We start from the raw sequence: 15666 nt of genomic DNA, 5'->3' as shown, positions 1-15666 counted from the left end.
TTGCCTTAAAACTACCATTCGCCGGCCTATTCCTACCGTTCACCCTAAAGTGAAAACGATTACAGACATATGAAACTGAAATCGTTTACAGTGTAAGTATCAAAGATGGCCGGGTGTACATGCGCCCGTTGGAGGAAAGGGAAGTCATGGACTACCGTAAATCAGCCCAAGAGGTGCTCGACAACGTCGGAGGCGCCGGCAACGTTGTTTCGGCCGCACACTGCGCCACACGTCTGCGTCTGGTGATCGCCGATAATTCCAAGGTTAACAAGGAGGCCATCGAGGAGGTCGACGGCGCCAAGGGCGTCTTTGAGGCCCAGGGCCAGCTCCAGATTATTTTTGGCACCGGCACCGTCAACAAGGTCTACGACGAGTCCATTGCGCTCAGTGGCGTCGAGGCTGCCACCAAGGCCGAGGTCAAGGAGGCCGCGGCGCAGCAGCAGAACATCTTTATGCGTGCCATTAAGGTGCTCGGCGACGTCTTTGTCCCCATCATCCCCGCCATCGTGGCTTCGGGCCTGCTACTGGGCATCATGAGCGCCCTCAACTTTATGGCCTCCAACGGATTTATCGCTCTCGACACCAATAACTTTATTTATAAGATTGCCGACCTGGTCTCGGGCACGTCCTTTGGCATTCTGCAGATCCTGATCGGTTACTCCGCGGCTAAGGCCTTTGGCGCCAACCCGTACCTGGGCGCCGTCGTCGGCGGTGCATTCATCAACTCCTCGCTGCAGAGCGCCTACACGGTTGCCTCCGAGGGCGTGCAGACCATGGTCACCGTCATTCCCGGTGTGTACAGCTTTGAGTGGGTCGGCTATCAGGGCCATGTGATCCCCATCGTTATCGCCTGCGCCATCCTCGCTTTCTTGGAGAAGCGTCTCCACAAGGTTGTCCCCGAGATGTTCGACCTCTTTGTGACCCCGCTCGTCTCCGTGTTCGTGACCGTGCTCGTGACGCTCGTTGCCGTCGGTCCCATCTTTGTCTGGGCTGAGAACGCCATCCTCGGTCTGATTCAGACCCTGCTGACCCTGCCCTTCGGCATCGGTTCCTTTATCGTCGGCCTGTTCTATGCCCCCACGGTCGTTACCGGTATCCACCAGATGTACACCGCCATCGACCTGGGCCAGCTCGCTCAGTATGGCGTGACCTATTGGCTGCCCATCGCCAGTGCCGCCAACATCGCCCAGGGCGGTGCCGCGCTCGCCGTTGCCTTTAAGACCCGCGATGCCAAGATCAAGGGTCTGGCGCTTCCTTCGGCTCTGTCCGCCTTCATGGGCATTACCGAGCCCGCCATCTTTGGCGTGAACCTGCGCTTCTTTAAGCCCTTCATCGCCGGCTGCATCGGCGGCGGTTGCGGTGCCCTGGTCTGCGCGCTCACTTCGCTGGCTGCCTCCGGCACGGGCGTTACCGGTATCTTCGGTATCCTGCTGTGCCTGGCCCAACCCGTGCAGTACGCGATCATGTTTGCGGTCGCCGCGCTGGTTTCCATTGCTATCTCGTTTGTCCTGTACAAGGACGAGCCCAAGGCTTCCGAGCAGGCCTAAGAGCTTTTGATTGAGGGGATGCCCGCGGGTTGTATGCCCGCGGGCGTTTCCCGTATCTGGTGCCGATCTCTGGTGCCTTGTAACTTTCGATCCGTTAGGACTTTGATATGTCTAATGCACTTGGTCGCGACCTTGCAAAGCTGGTCGCCGCTGTTGACGCCGCCGCCTCTGAGTGCGGTCATGGCGCGTATGGCCAACGCTTCCATATTATGCCGCCGGCGGGTTGGCTCAACGACCCCAACGGTCTTTGCCAGGCGGGTGGCGTGTTCCATGCCTATTTTCAGTATGCGCCGTTTGATGTCGAGGGCGGCGTTAAGGCCTGGGGCCATGCGACGAGTCGCGATCTTATGACGTGGGACTACGTTGGCGCCCCGCTGCTGCCCGACGAGCCGTTCGATTGCCACGGCGTGTATTCGGGCTCCGCGCTTGCCGAGGACGGTCGCATTCGCGTACTTTATACGGGCAACGTTAAACTTTCCGATTCGAACGGGACGTACGACTACGTCAATACCGGCCGCCGCGCTGATACTGTCTATGTGGAGAGTGTTGATGGCCTTGCCGGTCGGGAGTTCAGCCAAAAGCGTGTGGTGCTGGCTTCCGAGGATTATCCCGAGGATTTGACCTGCCATGTGCGCGATCCCAAGGTGTGGCGTGACGCGGACGGGCGCTATCACATGGTGCTGGGCGCGCGTCGTCGCGTGGATGGGCCGCATGTCGATAGTCGATTTTGCGCCATGCACGGCGAAGGTGCCGGGCGCGATGTGGGCGAGATCCTGGTGTATGGTTCGGCGGACATGATGAGCTGGGAGCTCGAGAGCCGTGTGTCAACGCTCGAGCGTTTTGGCTTTATGTGGGAGTGCCCGGGATACCTTGAGCTTGAGGCGGATGGCGGTGTACCGGCGAAGTGGCTGTCCTTCTCTCCCCAGGGGCTTGAGGGCGGCCGTTGGGACCGCGGCAACGTATACGCTGCTGGCTACATGCCTGTAACGGGCGACATTACCGGTGGTGACGGCGCCTATGAGCTGGGCGAGTTCCGTCTGTGGGACGCCGGTTTTGACTTCTATGCTCCGCAGGAGTTTACGTCCGAGGATGGTCGCCACATTTTGATCGGCTGGATGGGCATGCCCGATGAGCCGACCTATGGCAACGACCCCACTGTGGTGTGCGGCTGGCAGCACTGCATGACGGTGCCGCGTGAGCTTTCAGCCGGTGCCGACGGCGTGGTGCTGCAGCGGCCGGCGCGCGAGATTGAGCACCATTATGCCTCGGTGCGTGTGGGGGAGGGCTCGTTGGAGGTTGCTGGCGATACCTGTTTTGACGTTGTTGTTGACGGTGTCGACGGCGCGTTTACCGCGACCGTTGATGGCGAGCTGAAGCTGGCGTTTGTGCCCGCCAATGGCGAGCTGCCCGCGCGCTTTGAGATGCGATTTACCGATGAGGGTCGCGCTTCTGCCGGCTGCGGCCGTACCGTGCGCTGGGAGCCCATCGACGAGGTCCGTAACGTGCGCATTGTCGGCGATGTCTCGTCGGTCGAGGTGTTTGTGAATGATGGCGCGCTCGTGTTTTCGACGCGCATCTATCCCGAGGCCTATGGCGTGACCGTTGACGCTCCGGGTGCGAGCGTGAACTATCACGCGCTCAACATCTAGGCGTTTCGTCGCATATCGGCGCTATACTGCAGCCGTTGCCCACGATGCGGGGAACACCCGCATCGTGGGTTTTTGCTTATGAAGGGACGGTGCCGTATGGGCGTGCAGCAGCTTGAAGAGGTCTGGGCTTTGAGGGCCAGTGCGCGTGAGGTGCGGTTGCTTGCGGCCCCGCATGTGCCGGCAGCGCTGTCGCAGCTGGGGATTGTGCGTCCTGGTGACCGCTTGGTTGCGTTTGCCGATGACTTTGCCGATGCGTTTGCGCACGGCTTTGAAGGCTGTGATGTTGTGCTTGTGGACCCGCCGTCGGTTGCGGCGTTTACTGCCGCGTCCGAGGATTTTGATGCTTCGTTTGATGCCGAGGGGCCGCACCTGTGGTGGTTTGTGAACTCTATCGGCGGGTTTGGTCTGCGCGTTCCCGATCTTCGTGCGTTAGGCCGCGCAGCGCGTGAGGCTCATGCGCTGCTCGTGGTGGATAACACCGTGGCTGGTGTCTTTGGGTGCGATCCGTTGCGCTTGGGTGCCGTGCTGTCACTTGAGGCGCTCGACCGTGTGTGCGCTGGTAAGGCTCCGCGCAAGTTGGTTGCCGCTTCGGTGGCGCGCTCGCAGCTCAAGCGCCATCGTGTGGATGCTGCTGCCGAGTGCGCGCACGTATTGTTTGCAGGCTGCGGTGCTTTGGCACTCGACCTTTCTACCGAGGAGACCGACGTGCTGGAGCGTGGGCTTTCCTCGCTTAACGCCCGCATGCAGGCGCATTTCGACCGCGCCCGTGCGCTGGCCGAGTATCTGGCCGCCAACGAGATGGTGCGCAACGTGCGCTATCCCGGACTGAGCTCGCATCCCGACCATGCGGTTGCAACGGGAATCCTCGAGCACGGCTTTAGTCCGGCAGTTGAATTTGACCTTATCGAGCGTAGCGCGGGCGAGCTGTTCGACGCTTTGCCGGGGGAGTTTCGCACATCGCCCGCCGGCGGCGCAACGACGCGCCTTTCGGCCCCAAGCGGCAAACAGGGGAACACTATCCGCCTCTTCGCCGGCACCGACAACCCCCTGGTTGTAGCGGCCACCCTAGACAACGCCCTTCGATGATTATTCTGGGACGGGGATTAAAAAATCATTAGGTACACAATGATTTTTTAATCCCCGTCCCAGAATAATCATCTATGGTGACCGACCAGCTAAAAAGGCCCCGTCCCAAATTAGCTACTCTTTGATGCTGGCGATGAGGTCGTTTGCTTTGTTGGCGATGACGTTGTTGATGTCGGCCTGTAGTTCCTCGTAGACCGCTATGGCTCGCTTGCCGGCGGGCGTGAGCGTGGATCCGCGGGCTCCGTCGCGCTCGATGAGTTTGCAGCCCAGCTGGCCTTCGGCCTCGTTCACGATGCGCCAGGCCTTGGAATACGCCATGCCCATGCTCTTGGCGGCGCGGTTGAGCGAATGCTCGCGGGCGATGCCCTGCAGCAACAAGACGCAGCCGTGGCCGAACACGCCCGGCAAATCCTTGTCGCACGCTTGAATGACCAACTTTGCCGTCGTCTTGTACTCCATACGCTCCACGTCTCCCCGCTAAAGTGTTTGCTGGGCAAACGCAAAGCCTGCGTCAAACCCTCGTGTGCTCTTCTTAAATCATGCATTGTAGCAGTCAAAGTGCGTTAAGATACTTCCCCAGTATTGGGCGCCCAAGGTTGGGCTGGGTCCTACGAGGCCTGCAGCCGACCGGTCGCATGGAAAAAGGAGAAACATGGCTACGTTCTTTCCCGGTGAGTCCCACACGTTTTCGGAGTATCTGCTGGTTCCTGGTTACTCGTCCTCGCAGTGCATCCCCAACAACGTCTCTCTTAAGACGCCGCTAACCCGCTTTAAGCGCGGTGAGAAGCCGGCAATCACCCTGAACATCCCCATGGTTTCCGCCATCATGCAGTCCGTCTCGGGCGTCGATATGGGTGTCGCGCTCGCTACCGAGGGTGGCCTGTCCTTCATTTACGGTTCCCAGAGCGCCGAGTCCGAGGCCGCTATGGTCAAGGCCGTCAAGGATCACAAGGCCGGCTTCGTTCAGTCCGATTCCACGCTGACCCCCGACATGACCATGGAGCAGGTCATCGAGCTCAAGGAGAAGACCGGTCACTCCACTATGCCGGTCACCGACGACGGCACTCCCAAGGGTAAGCTCCTGGGCATCGTCACCAGCCGTGACTATCGCCCCAGCCGCGATGACCACCAGACGAAGGTCTCCGAGTTCATGACCCCGCGTGAGCAGCTCATCGTGGGCGACAAGAACATCAGCCTCAAGGTTGCCAACGACGTCATCTGGGACAACAAGCTCAACGCCCTGCCGATCGTCGACGACAACGATCACCTGATGGGTATTGTCTTCCGCAAGGACTACGACAGCCACAAGACCAACCCCAATGAGCTGCTCGATGGCGACAAGCGCTACATGGTCGGCGCCGGTATCAACACCCGCGACTATGCCGAGCGCGTGCCGCTGCTCATCGAGGCCGGCGCCGATGTCCTGTGCATCGACTCCTCCGAGGGCTTCAGCGAGTGGCAGAAGCGCACCATCGAGTGGATCCGCGCCAACTACGGCGAGGACGTTAAGGTCGGTGCCGGTAACGTCGTCGATGCCGAGGGCTTCCGCTTCCTGGCAGACTGCGGTGCCGACTTCATCAAGGTCGGTATCGGCGGCGGTTCCATCTGCATTACCCGCGAGACCAAGGGTATCGGCCGTGGCCAGGCCACCGCGCTGATCGACGTCTGCCGCGCTCGCGACGAGTACTACGAGGAGACCGGTGTCTACGTGCCCGTGTGCTCCGACGGCGGTATCGTCTACGACTACCACATGACGCTCGCCCTTGCCATGGGTGCCGACTTTATGATGCTGGGCCGCTACTTCGCTCGCTTTGATGAGAGCCCGACCGAGCGCGTCAACGTGAACGGCCAGTATATGAAGGAGTACTGGGGCGAGGGTTCTGCGCGTGCCCGTAACTGGCAGCGCTACGACCTGGGCGGCGCCGCGAAGCTCAGCTTCGTCGAGGGCGTTGACTCCTACGTTCCCTATGCAGGTTCCCTCAAGGACGGCGTGGGCGGCACGCTCTACAAGGTCAAGTCTACGATGTGCAACTGCGGCGCCCTCTCGATCCCCGAGCTCCAGGAAAAGGCACGCCTAACGCTGGTCAGCTCCACCTCCATCGTCGAAGGCGGCGCCCACGACGTAGTCGTGAAGGACTCCCAGCAGTCTGTGTCTTATCGATAAGCGGCTTTCCCAGGCACCGCACCTTGCCGTTCAAACCGTCGCTTGCGTACCTAAGTACGCGGCGCTCCTCTTTCACGGCAATCTGCGGCACCTGGAAAACCCGTTCGTGCTAGAACGAGTTTCAGACAAAGGTTGATTCTCAGCCACGTTATTTAGATAAAGCGAGATGCCTGCAAGTCGCAGGCATCTCGCTTGTCGTATTTGCTATCATCATGCGAGTTAACGATGTGGCGGGGCGTTCTTACCTTTGCTCGCTGCAAGTTCCGCACGAGCCGAAGAGCACTTAATGTGCTCTTCGTGCGAGCAGGACTGTCCGCAGCAGCGAGCAAAGGTAAGAACGCCCCGCCCCAACCGAGATAACAAAGGAGCTGATATGTGCGATTGCACAGATCATAAGGACGAGATCCCTGCCTACGACGCACAGGCCATTGAGTCCAAGTGGATGAAGGCCTGGGAGGACTCCAACCTCTTTGCCGTCGACACCGATGACAGCAAGCCCAAGAAGTATGTGCTCGAGATGTTCCCGTATCCGTCGGGCGACCTGCACATGGGCCACGCGCGCAACTATACCATCGGCGATGCTATGGCCCGTCAGGCCCGCATGCGCGGCTATGACGTCCTGCACCCCATCGGCTTTGACGCCTTTGGCCTTCCTGCCGAGAACGCCGCCATCAAGCACAACACGCAGGCTGCCGCCTGGACGTATAAGAACATGGATCAGGCGCTCGCCACGATGAAGCGCATGGGCTTCTCCTACGATCTGGATCGCATGGTCAAGACCTGCAGCCCCGACTACTACCGCTGGGGTCAGTGGATCTTTGAGAAGCTGTGGGAAAAGGGCCTGGTCTACCGCAAGAAGAACCCGGTCAACTGGTGCCCCACTTGCAAGACCGTTCTGGCCAACGAGCAGGTTACCGAGGGTAAGTGCTGGCGCTGCGGCACCGAGCCCGAGAAGCGCGACCTGGAGCAGTGGTACTTCAAGATCACCGAGTACTCCCAGGAGTTGCTCGACGATCTGGAGAAGCTCCCCGGCTGGCCCGAGCGCGTCAAGCAGATGCAGGCTAACTGGATCGGTCGCTCCGAGGGCGCCGAGGTCGACTTTACCCTGTGCGACAAGGATGGCGAGCCCATCGAGGGCGACGAGGGCAAGATCACCGTCTTCACCACGCGTGCCGATACGCTCTTTGGCGTCTCCTTCTTTGTCCTGGCTCCCGAGTACGCCGGCCTGCATGAGCTCGTCGAGGGCACGGAGTACGAGGAGGCCGTCACCAAGATCGTCGAGGACTCCAAGCATATCTCTGCCGTCGAGCGTGCCCAGGGCACCCTCGAGAAGCACGGTGCCTTTACCGGCTGCTACGTGGTGAACCCGGTCAACGGCGAGAAGGTCCCCGTGTGGGTTGCCGATTATGTCGTTGCCGACTACGGTACCGGTGCCGTCATGGCCGTTCCCTGTGGCGACCAGCGCGACTTTGAGTTTGCCCGTAAGTACGACCTGCCGATCGTGCCGATCATCCTGGACGATGACGATCGCGCTGCCGTCGAGGCCAGCGGCGAGACCATCGATACCTTCCATGCCGAGACCGTCGACTGGGATTGCGCTCACGCTGCCGAGGGCACGCTCGTCCAGTCCGGCAAGTACACCGGAATGCGCGGCGGCAAGCACTCCGAGGGCGAGGCTGCGATCGTGGCCGACCTCGAGGCCATGGGCTGTGGTCGTCGCAAGGTCGAGTTCCGTCTGCGCGACTGGCTCATTTCCCGTCAGCGCTATTGGGGCAACCCCATCCCGGCCATCCACTGCGAGCACTGCGGCATCGTGCCCGTGCCCGAGGATCAGCTGCCGGTGACGCTGCCCGAGAACCTGGACCTGGGCGCCGGCGAGACCCTCGCCGAGTGCAAGGAGTTCTACGAGACCACCTGCCCGGTCTGCGGCCGCCCGGCCAAACGCGAGACCGATACCATGGACACCTTCACCTGCTCCAGCTGGTACTACCTGCGCTATACCGACCCGCACAACACCGAGCTGCCCTTCTCCCGTGAGGCCGCCGACCGTTGGATGCCCGTCGATAACTACATCGGCGGCATCGAGCACGCCATTCTGCACCTGCTCTACAGCCGCTTCTTTACCAAGGCTCTGCGCGACCTGGGCCTACTGAGTGTGGACGAGCCCTTCACTAACCTGCTGTGCCAGGGCATGGTCAAGGACGAGAACGGCGACACCATGTCCAAGTCCAAGGGCAATGTCGTGCCCCCGAGCTCGGTCATCGAACCTTACGGCGCCGACACCATGCGTTTGGCGATCCTGTTTATCGCCCCGCCCGAGAAGGACTTCGACTGGGATCCCAAGGCCGTTGAGGGCGCCAACCGCTTCATCAAGCGCGCCTGGCGTATCGTTTGGCAGCTCGTTCAGTCTGGCGACGCCAACGTGGCCTTCGACAAGTCCGCGCTCGACGAGGTTGCGATGAAACTCTATCGCGAGCGTCACCGCACCATCGCCAAGTGCACCGAGGACTTCGATCGCGGCCAGTTCAACACCGCCATCTCGGCCGTCATGGAGCTCGTCAACGCGGCGAGCGCCTACCTCAACGCCACCGAGGGTACCGCCCGCGACAAGGCGCTGTGCTACGGCGTGGCTAAGGATATCGTGAGCGTCCTTGCCCCCATTTGCCCGTTCTGGGCCGATGAGCTGTGGCACGAGGCGCTCGGCTGCGAGGGCAACGCCTACACCGCCGCCTGGCCCGAGTTCGACCTGGCCGAGTCCGTTGAGGACACGGTGCAGATCGTGGTCCAGGTGCTCGGTAAGGTCCGCGGCCGCGTCGACGTTGCCCGCGATGCCTCTAATGAGGAGATGCAGGCTGCCGCCGAGGCCGCCGTCGCCAAGTGGCTCGAGGGCAAGACGGTCGTCAAGGCCATCTGCGTGCCCGGCAAGCTGGTCAACTTGGTGGTCAAGTAAGCGCTGCGCGCTTAGCTGACGCATAAAAGACGAGGGGCGATCCGGTTGGGTCGTCCCTCGTTTTGCATGTACCTGCCTAGGTGCCTTCGGCCAATTGTCCTATTCTTGTGGAGAAGCTGTGCGCACGCTGACCTGCAGATTCGTACTGTGCTTGCACGTTTCCGCAGCTATTGGTATAGTTTGCTTGCAAATGAAGTTGTAATTGAAAGAAGTGGGGTTTCGGCCCCGCTTCTTTTTTGTATGGATGGAGGTGCCGCAATGGTCAAGACCAAGACCGAGCAGGCGATCATCGACGCGCTCGAGGCCGTCGCTCCCCAGCACGATGTCGACATCGTCGACGTCGAGCTCGTGGGTGCCACCAAGGCCCCCTGCGTGCGCGTGCGTATCGAGGGTGCCGAGGGTCAGAGCCTTTCGCTCAACGACGTCACGGCCAACACCAAGTGGGTCGGCGATGTGATTGAGGAGCTCGATCCCATCTCTTCGAGCTATACGCTCGAGGTGTCGAGCCCGGGTATGGCGCGCCCGCTGCGCCGCCCGTGCGACTTTGCCCGCTTTGTGGGCGAGAACTGCGAGCTCACCTCCACCGCCACCGAGGGCCGTCGCAAGTACGCCGGCAAGATTGCCGCCGCCACCGAGACGAACGTGACCCTCGAGCTCGAGGACGGCGAGTCAGTCACCCTCGATTTCTCTAATGTTAAAAAGTGCAAGTTGAAGCCCACCTACGACTTCAAGCCCGCGAAGGAAGGAAAGTAAGATGGCAGCATCCGACATGATGTCCGCCCTGATGGAGCTTTGCCAGGAGAAGCACATCGACCAGCTCTACCTGATCGACCGCCTGGAGCAGTCGCTCGCCAAGAGCTATGCCGAGATCCTGCATCTTGAGTGGGGTGCCAAGGTGACCATCGACCGCACCACCGGCAAGATCTACGTCTACCGCCTGGAGCCGATCGACGATTCCATGGACGAGGAAGGCAACTTCACCGAGTTTGAGGAGATCGACGTCACCCCCAAGAACACGAGCCGCATCGCCGCCCAGCACGCCAAGGCCGAGATCAACGCCATCGTGCGTAACTCCGCCCGCGAGCAGATCTACGAGGAGTTCTCCGGCCGCATCGGTGACCTCATCAGCGGTACCGTGCTGCAGTCCACGCCCGACTTCACGATCGTCAAGATCCGCGAGGGCGTCGAGGCCGAGCTTCCGCACTTCGACCAGCGTCGTTACGAGAACGAGCGCAACGAGCGTCCGATGGGCGAGCGCTACCTGCACAACCAGCACATCAAGGCCGTGATCATCGACGTTCGCGACCCCAACTCCAACCTGCAGCCGGTTCGTGGCGAGCACAGCCGTCCGCCGATTGTCATCTCCCGTACCCACCCCGAGCTCATGCGTCGTCTGTTTGAGCAGGAGGTGCCCGAGATCTATGAGGGCACCGTCCAGATCAAGTCGATCGCCCGCGAGCCCGGCCAGCGCTCCAAGGTTGCCGTCCACTCGCTCGACGACCGTCTGGATCCCGTGGGCGCCTGCGTCGGCCCCAAGGGCAGCCGTGTTCGCGCTGTCGTGGGCGAGCTCCGTGGCGAGCGCGTCGACGTCATCCTGTGGGATGCCGATCCTGCCGTCTACGTCGCCAACGCCCTGTCGCCCGCCAAGGTCACCCGCGTCCTCATCGACGAGGAGAAGGCCTACGCCGGCGTCATCGTGCCCGACGACCAGCTGTCCCTCGCCATCGGCAAGGAGGGCCAGAACGCCCGCCTCGCCGCGCGCCTGACCGGCTGGCACATCGATATCAAGTCCGAGACGCTTGCCGCCGACATCCTTAAGAACGTTCCCGTTCACGAGGAGCCCGCCGCCGACCTGATTGGTGACGAGGAGGACGAGGACGTCCGCCGCTGCGAGTATGTGTCCGAGGACGGCATCCAGTGCCGCAACCAGGCTCGTCCCGGCTCCCGTTTCTGCGGTGTCCACGACACCGACGCCTTCGATGATGCGGAGGACCTGATCTAGCGCGCGGTTGCGCCGGGCGGGTCCCGGCGCGTCTCCCACGCTCGTTCAGTCTCTAGGCACCCAAGGTGCCAGAAAGGGTAGGTGAAGTCATATGGCAAAAGTCCGTGTGTCCACCCTGGCCAAAGAGTTCGGCATGACCTCCAAGGAACTGATGGGTCATCTCGCCGATATGAAGATTCCCGCTAAGTCCGCTTCCTCCACCTTGGAGGACGCCTATGTCGCTATGGTCCGCAAGCAGCTCGCCTCGGTGATCGAGGCCCGCGCTCAGGAAGTCGAGGCCGCCAAGCAGGCCGAGGAGCAGGCAGCTGCCGCCGAGGAGGCCGCACGCGCCGCCGAGGCCGAGCGCGAGCGCATCGCCGCCGAGAAGGCACGCGAGGAGGAGCGCCGCCAGTTTGCCGCAGCCCAGGCAGCCGAGGAGGCTGCCCGCGCCGAGGCCGAGGCCAAGAAGAAGGCCGAGCAGGAGCGCCTTGCCCGCGAGAAGGAGGAGGCTGCCCGCGAGGCCCAGCGCCGCGCCGTTCCCGCTTCCGACTCCGGTTCGCGCTTCCGTTCGCTGCTCGACCAGATTGCCGCACAGGAGACCGTGCTCAAGGAGAAGAAGGACGCCGAGGACAAGGCCAAGGCCGAGCGCGCCGCCGAGCGCGGTAACCGTCGTGGCGGCAACAACGACCGCCGCGGTGGCCGTCGTAACGATCGCAACGCCTCCGACAACAACTCCGAGCGCAACGCTTCCGAGGGCCGTCCGCACAGCCATCGCACCAACGCCAGCAACAACGTCGCTGCCGGCATGGACTTCCCCAACCCCGATAAGCAGGGCAAGGGCAAGAAGCGCAAGGGCGGTCATAACAACGAAGAGGACCACTACAGCCGCATGGCTCGCGAGGCCGAGGAGTACAGCCGCGAGAAGGTGCTCGAGGAGGCTCGTGCTGCCGTCGAGGAGGCCTCTCGCGAGTCCACCGGTCGCCGCAAGAAGCGCAAGGAGAAGCGCGAGCGCGAGGCTGCCAAGGCGCAGGAGGAGCGCAAGATAGAGGAGGCGCTGGCCCAGGGCGTGAACCCCGAGGACCTCGACGCCATCAAGGTCTCCCAGGGCGTTACCGTCCAGGAGCTTGCCGAGGCGCTCGACGTTCCGGCCAACGACATCATCAAGCGCCTGTTCCTGCTTGGTACGCCGCTCACCATGACGCAGTCCATGTCCGACGACCTTGTCGAGCTCGTTGCCGACGACCTGGGCCGTCAGATCAAGATCATCACCCCCGAGGAGGAGAACACCTTCTCGTTCTATGACGATCCCGCCGACCTTAAGCCGCGCGCCCCGGTCGTCACCGTCATGGGCCACGTCGACCACGGCAAGACGTCGCTGCTCGACGCCATCCGTCACACCGGCGTTGCTGCCGGCGAGGCTGGCGGCATTACGCAGGCCATCGGCGCTTCGCAGGTCATGATCAACGACCGCAAGATCACCTTCATCGATACCCCGGGTCACGCTACCTTTACGGCCATGCGTGCCCGTGGCGCCAAGGTGACCGACATCGTCATCCTGATCGTCGCCGCCGACGACGGCGTCATGCCCCAGACGGTCGAGTCGATCAACCACGCCAAGGCCGCCGGCGTTCCCATCGTCGTCGCCGTCAACAAGATCGATAAGCCCGGCGCCAACCCCGACCGCGTGCGCCAGGAGCTCACCGAGTACGGCGTCATCCCCGAGGAGTGGGGCGGACAGAACATGTTCGTCAACATCTCGGCCAAGCAGAAGATCGGTATCGACGACCTTCTGGAGACCGTGCTGCTCCAGGCAGATGTGCTCGAGCTCAAGGCCAACCCGGACACCTTTGCCTCCGGCAACGTCCTCGAGGCCAAGCTTGACAAGGGCCGCGGTTCGGTCGCTACCGTACTCGTAACCCGCGGTACCCTGCACGTGGGCGATACGCTGGTCGCCGGCCTTACCTACGGCCGCGTCCGTGCTATGCTCGACCCCAAGGGTCGCGCCGTCACCGAGGCCGGTCCCTCCGACGCCGTCGAGATTTTGGGCCTGCAGTCCGTGCCCAACGCCGGCGACGAGTTCCGCGTGTTCGAGGACGAGCGCGAGGCTCGCGCCCTTGCCGACGAGCGTTCGCTCAAGGCCCGTATCGAGGAGCAGAGCCGCGTCAAGCACGTCACGCTCGAGAACCTCTTCGAGACCATTGCCGACGCCGAGGTCAAGGAGCTCAACCTGATCATCAAGGCCGACGTCCAGGGTTCCATCGAGGCCCTTCAGGACTCGCTCGACAAGATGGATCAGTCCGAGGTTCGCATCAACACGATCCACTCCGCCGTTGGCGCCATCAACGAGACCGACGTCGTCCTGGCCGACGCCTCTAACGCCATCATCATCGGCTTTGGCGTCCGTCCCGACGGTAAGGCCCGCTCCGCTGCCGAGCGCGAGGGCGTCGAGATCCGTTGCTACGACGTCATCTATAAGTGCCTCGAGGAGCTCGACGCCGCCCGTATCGGCATGCTCAAGCCCACCGAGGTCGAGGTCGCCACGGGTACCGCGACCGTCCTGGACACCTTCAAGGTGCCCAAAGTCGGTATCGCCGCCGGTGTCCGCGTCGAAGAGGGCGAGATCGCCGCGACCGATTCCGTGCGTCTGGTGCGCGACGGTATCGTGGTCTTCAACGGCAAGATCGCCTCGATGCGCCACTACAAGGACGAGGCCAAGAGCCTCAAGAGCGGTTCCGAGGGCGGCATTGGCCTGGAGAACTTCCAGGACATCAAGCCCGGCGACCAGATCGAGGGTTACCGCATCGACCAGGTTGCCCGCACCGAGTAGGGGGTAGCGCTATGAAGCAAACGCAGGCAACCCGCCGTCTGGGCGAGCAGCTTCGCGAGAAGCTCGGTTATATCCTGCTCTTTGAGGTTTCCGATCCGCGTCTCGACCTGGTTACTTTGACTGCGGTCGAGGTCGCGGTGGACCGTTCGTTCGCGCGTGTGTACGTGTCGTGCGATGCGAGCCGATACGACGAGGTCATGGAGGCGCTCGCTAGCGCTAAGGGCCGTATCCGCAGCCTGTTGGCTCGCTCGCTCGATTGGCGTGTTACGCCCGAGCTCGATTTTCGCATCGATCGCTCGACCGATGAGGCCGAGCGCATCACGCGTGCGCTGGAAAACGTTCCCGCCACGCTTGCGATCGAAAAGGACGAGGACGGCTATCCGATAGCGGATGCCGCCCAGGAGGCAGCTTTAGATGACTAATTCCGCCGACCTCGCCTCGTGCGAGTCTGCAGATATTCAGCGACGCATCCTCGAGCTCATCGAGGGTGCGTCCTCCATTGCGATTTCGGGACATACTTCTCCCGATGGCGATGCCTTGGGCTCCGTGTTGGGTCTGGGCCTTTCGCTCATGAAGTTTTTCCCCAATAAGGACATTGCCCTGCTGCTGGCAGACGATGACCCGGTTCCGCGCATCTACCGCTTTATGGAAGGCTCCGATCGCCTGGTGTCGGCATCTACGTACACCGGCAATCCAGACCTGTTCATCTCGGTGGATGTGCCGGTCGTCGAGCGCCTCAATAATTCCGCCGAGGTGCTTCGCCGCTCCAAGCATGTGGTGTGCTTCGATCACCATCCGGCGCGCGAGGAGTTTGCCGAGCTCAGCCTGAGGCGCGTTGAAGCTGCAGCCTGCGCTATGATCATCGACCGCTTCTTGGACAATTGTGGCATTGTTGCACGTGATGGCGTTGCGACCTGCCTGCTGTGTGGCTTGGTTACCGATACCGGCCGTTTTCAGTACCAAAACGCCGATGCCGCCGCGTTCCATGCGGCCTCGCGTCTGGTTGCCCACGGTGCCGATCCGGCGCGTGTAGCACTCGAGGTATATCAGAGCATGCGCGTTGAGTTTTTGCACCTCAAGTCCATCGTTATGGGCCGCATCAAGACGGTCGCGCATGGGCGCGTGGCGTATAGTTATGCCTACCAGAGCGACCTTGAGGCCTGCGGTGTCACCTCGGACGAGTGCGACGGCCTGGTCGATGTGGTGCGTTCGGTGATGGGCGTCGAGGTTTGCATGTTCTTAAAGGGCATTGAGGGCGATACCAAGGTGCGCGGCAACCTGCGCTCCAAGGGCGACCTCGATGTGTCCGAGATTGCTGCCAACTTTGGCGGTGGCGGGCATCATGCCGCCGCCGGCTTTTCCAACAACGGAACAATTCGCGAGACGCTCGCCGTGGCACTTCCCATGCTGGCCGAGCTGGTAGGGGAGGATCCCGCTTCGGTGACCGTCGAGCTTTAACTTT

General features: G+C 62.0%; 11 protein-coding genes. 10 read left to right on the top strand and 1 reads right to left on the bottom strand.

Annotation, left to right across the window (positions count from 1 at the left end):
• The first annotated feature begins 146 nt into the window (after window positions 1–146).
• The 3 genes from AAA069_RS07710 (at window position 147) to AAA069_RS07700 (ending at window position 4282) form a co-directional block, all read left to right on the top strand.
• Window positions 147–1547, top strand: coding sequence for a PTS transporter subunit EIIC (locus AAA069_RS07710; RefSeq protein ID WP_349128016.1), 1401 nt, complete (start codon window positions 147–149; stop codon window positions 1545–1547).
• Window positions 1548–1654: 107 nt separating this feature from the next.
• Complete coding sequence (locus AAA069_RS07705) at window positions 1655–3196, top strand: glycoside hydrolase family 32 protein (protein WP_349128015.1); 1542 nt, start codon at window positions 1655–1657, stop codon at window positions 3194–3196.
• 96 nt (window positions 3197–3292) lie between these two features.
• Complete coding sequence (locus AAA069_RS07700) at window positions 3293–4282, top strand: PLP-dependent transferase (protein ID WP_349128014.1); 990 nt, start codon at window positions 3293–3295, stop codon at window positions 4280–4282.
• 114 nt (window positions 4283–4396) lie between these two features.
• Here the strand turns inward: AAA069_RS07700 and AAA069_RS07695 are convergent, their stop codons facing one another.
• Window positions 4397–4741 (bottom strand): LysR family transcriptional regulator, encoded by a 345-nt coding sequence (locus AAA069_RS07695; protein WP_349128013.1) that lies wholly within the window; start codon window positions 4739–4741, stop codon window positions 4397–4399.
• Between the two features lie 193 nt (window positions 4742–4934).
• Here AAA069_RS07695 and AAA069_RS07690 point away from each other — a divergent pair, with 193 nt between their 5' ends.
• The 7 genes from AAA069_RS07690 to AAA069_RS07660 all read left to right on the top strand — a co-directional run bounded on the left by AAA069_RS07690 (window position 4935) and on the right by AAA069_RS07660 (window position 15662).
• Complete coding sequence (locus AAA069_RS07690; protein ID WP_055251158.1) at window positions 4935–6446, top strand: IMP dehydrogenase; 1512 nt, start codon at window positions 4935–4937, stop codon at window positions 6444–6446.
• 373 nt (window positions 6447–6819) lie between these two features.
• Window positions 6820–9396 (top strand): leucine--tRNA ligase, encoded by a 2577-nt coding sequence (leuS, locus tag AAA069_RS07685; protein WP_349128012.1) that lies wholly within the window; start codon window positions 6820–6822, stop codon window positions 9394–9396.
• Between the two features lie 258 nt (window positions 9397–9654).
• Window positions 9655–10149 carry a ribosome maturation factor RimP gene (rimP, locus tag AAA069_RS07680; protein WP_349128011.1) on the top strand — a complete coding sequence of 165 codons (495 nt, stop codon included), beginning with the start codon at window positions 9655–9657 and terminating at the stop codon, window positions 10147–10149.
• 1 nt (window position 10150) lies between these two features.
• Window positions 10151–11398 carry a transcription termination factor NusA gene (gene nusA, locus AAA069_RS07675; protein ID WP_006234042.1) on the top strand — a complete coding sequence of 416 codons (1248 nt, stop codon included), beginning with the start codon at window positions 10151–10153 and terminating at the stop codon, window positions 11396–11398.
• A 91-nt stretch (window positions 11399–11489) separates the two neighbouring features.
• Window positions 11490–14204, top strand: a complete 2715-nt coding sequence (gene infB / locus AAA069_RS07670) for a translation initiation factor IF-2 (protein WP_349128010.1) — start codon at window positions 11490–11492, stop codon at window positions 14202–14204.
• Window positions 14205–14215: 11 nt separating this feature from the next.
• Window positions 14216–14626 carry a 30S ribosome-binding factor RbfA gene (gene rbfA, locus AAA069_RS07665; protein WP_006234038.1) on the top strand — a complete coding sequence of 137 codons (411 nt, stop codon included), beginning with the start codon at window positions 14216–14218 and terminating at the stop codon, window positions 14624–14626.
• Complete coding sequence (locus tag AAA069_RS07660; protein ID WP_349128009.1) at window positions 14619–15662, top strand: DHH family phosphoesterase; 1044 nt, start codon at window positions 14619–14621, stop codon at window positions 15660–15662. Before rbfA ends, AAA069_RS07660 begins: the two co-directional genes overlap by 8 nt.
• Window positions 15663–15666 lie beyond the last annotated feature (4 nt).

Origin of the sequence: Collinsella sp. CLA-SR-H006 (assembly GCF_040097075.1) — a bacterium.
GTDB lineage: Bacteria > Actinomycetota > Coriobacteriia > Coriobacteriales > Coriobacteriaceae > Collinsella.
This window is presented reverse-complemented; position numbering and strand designations above follow the sequence as displayed.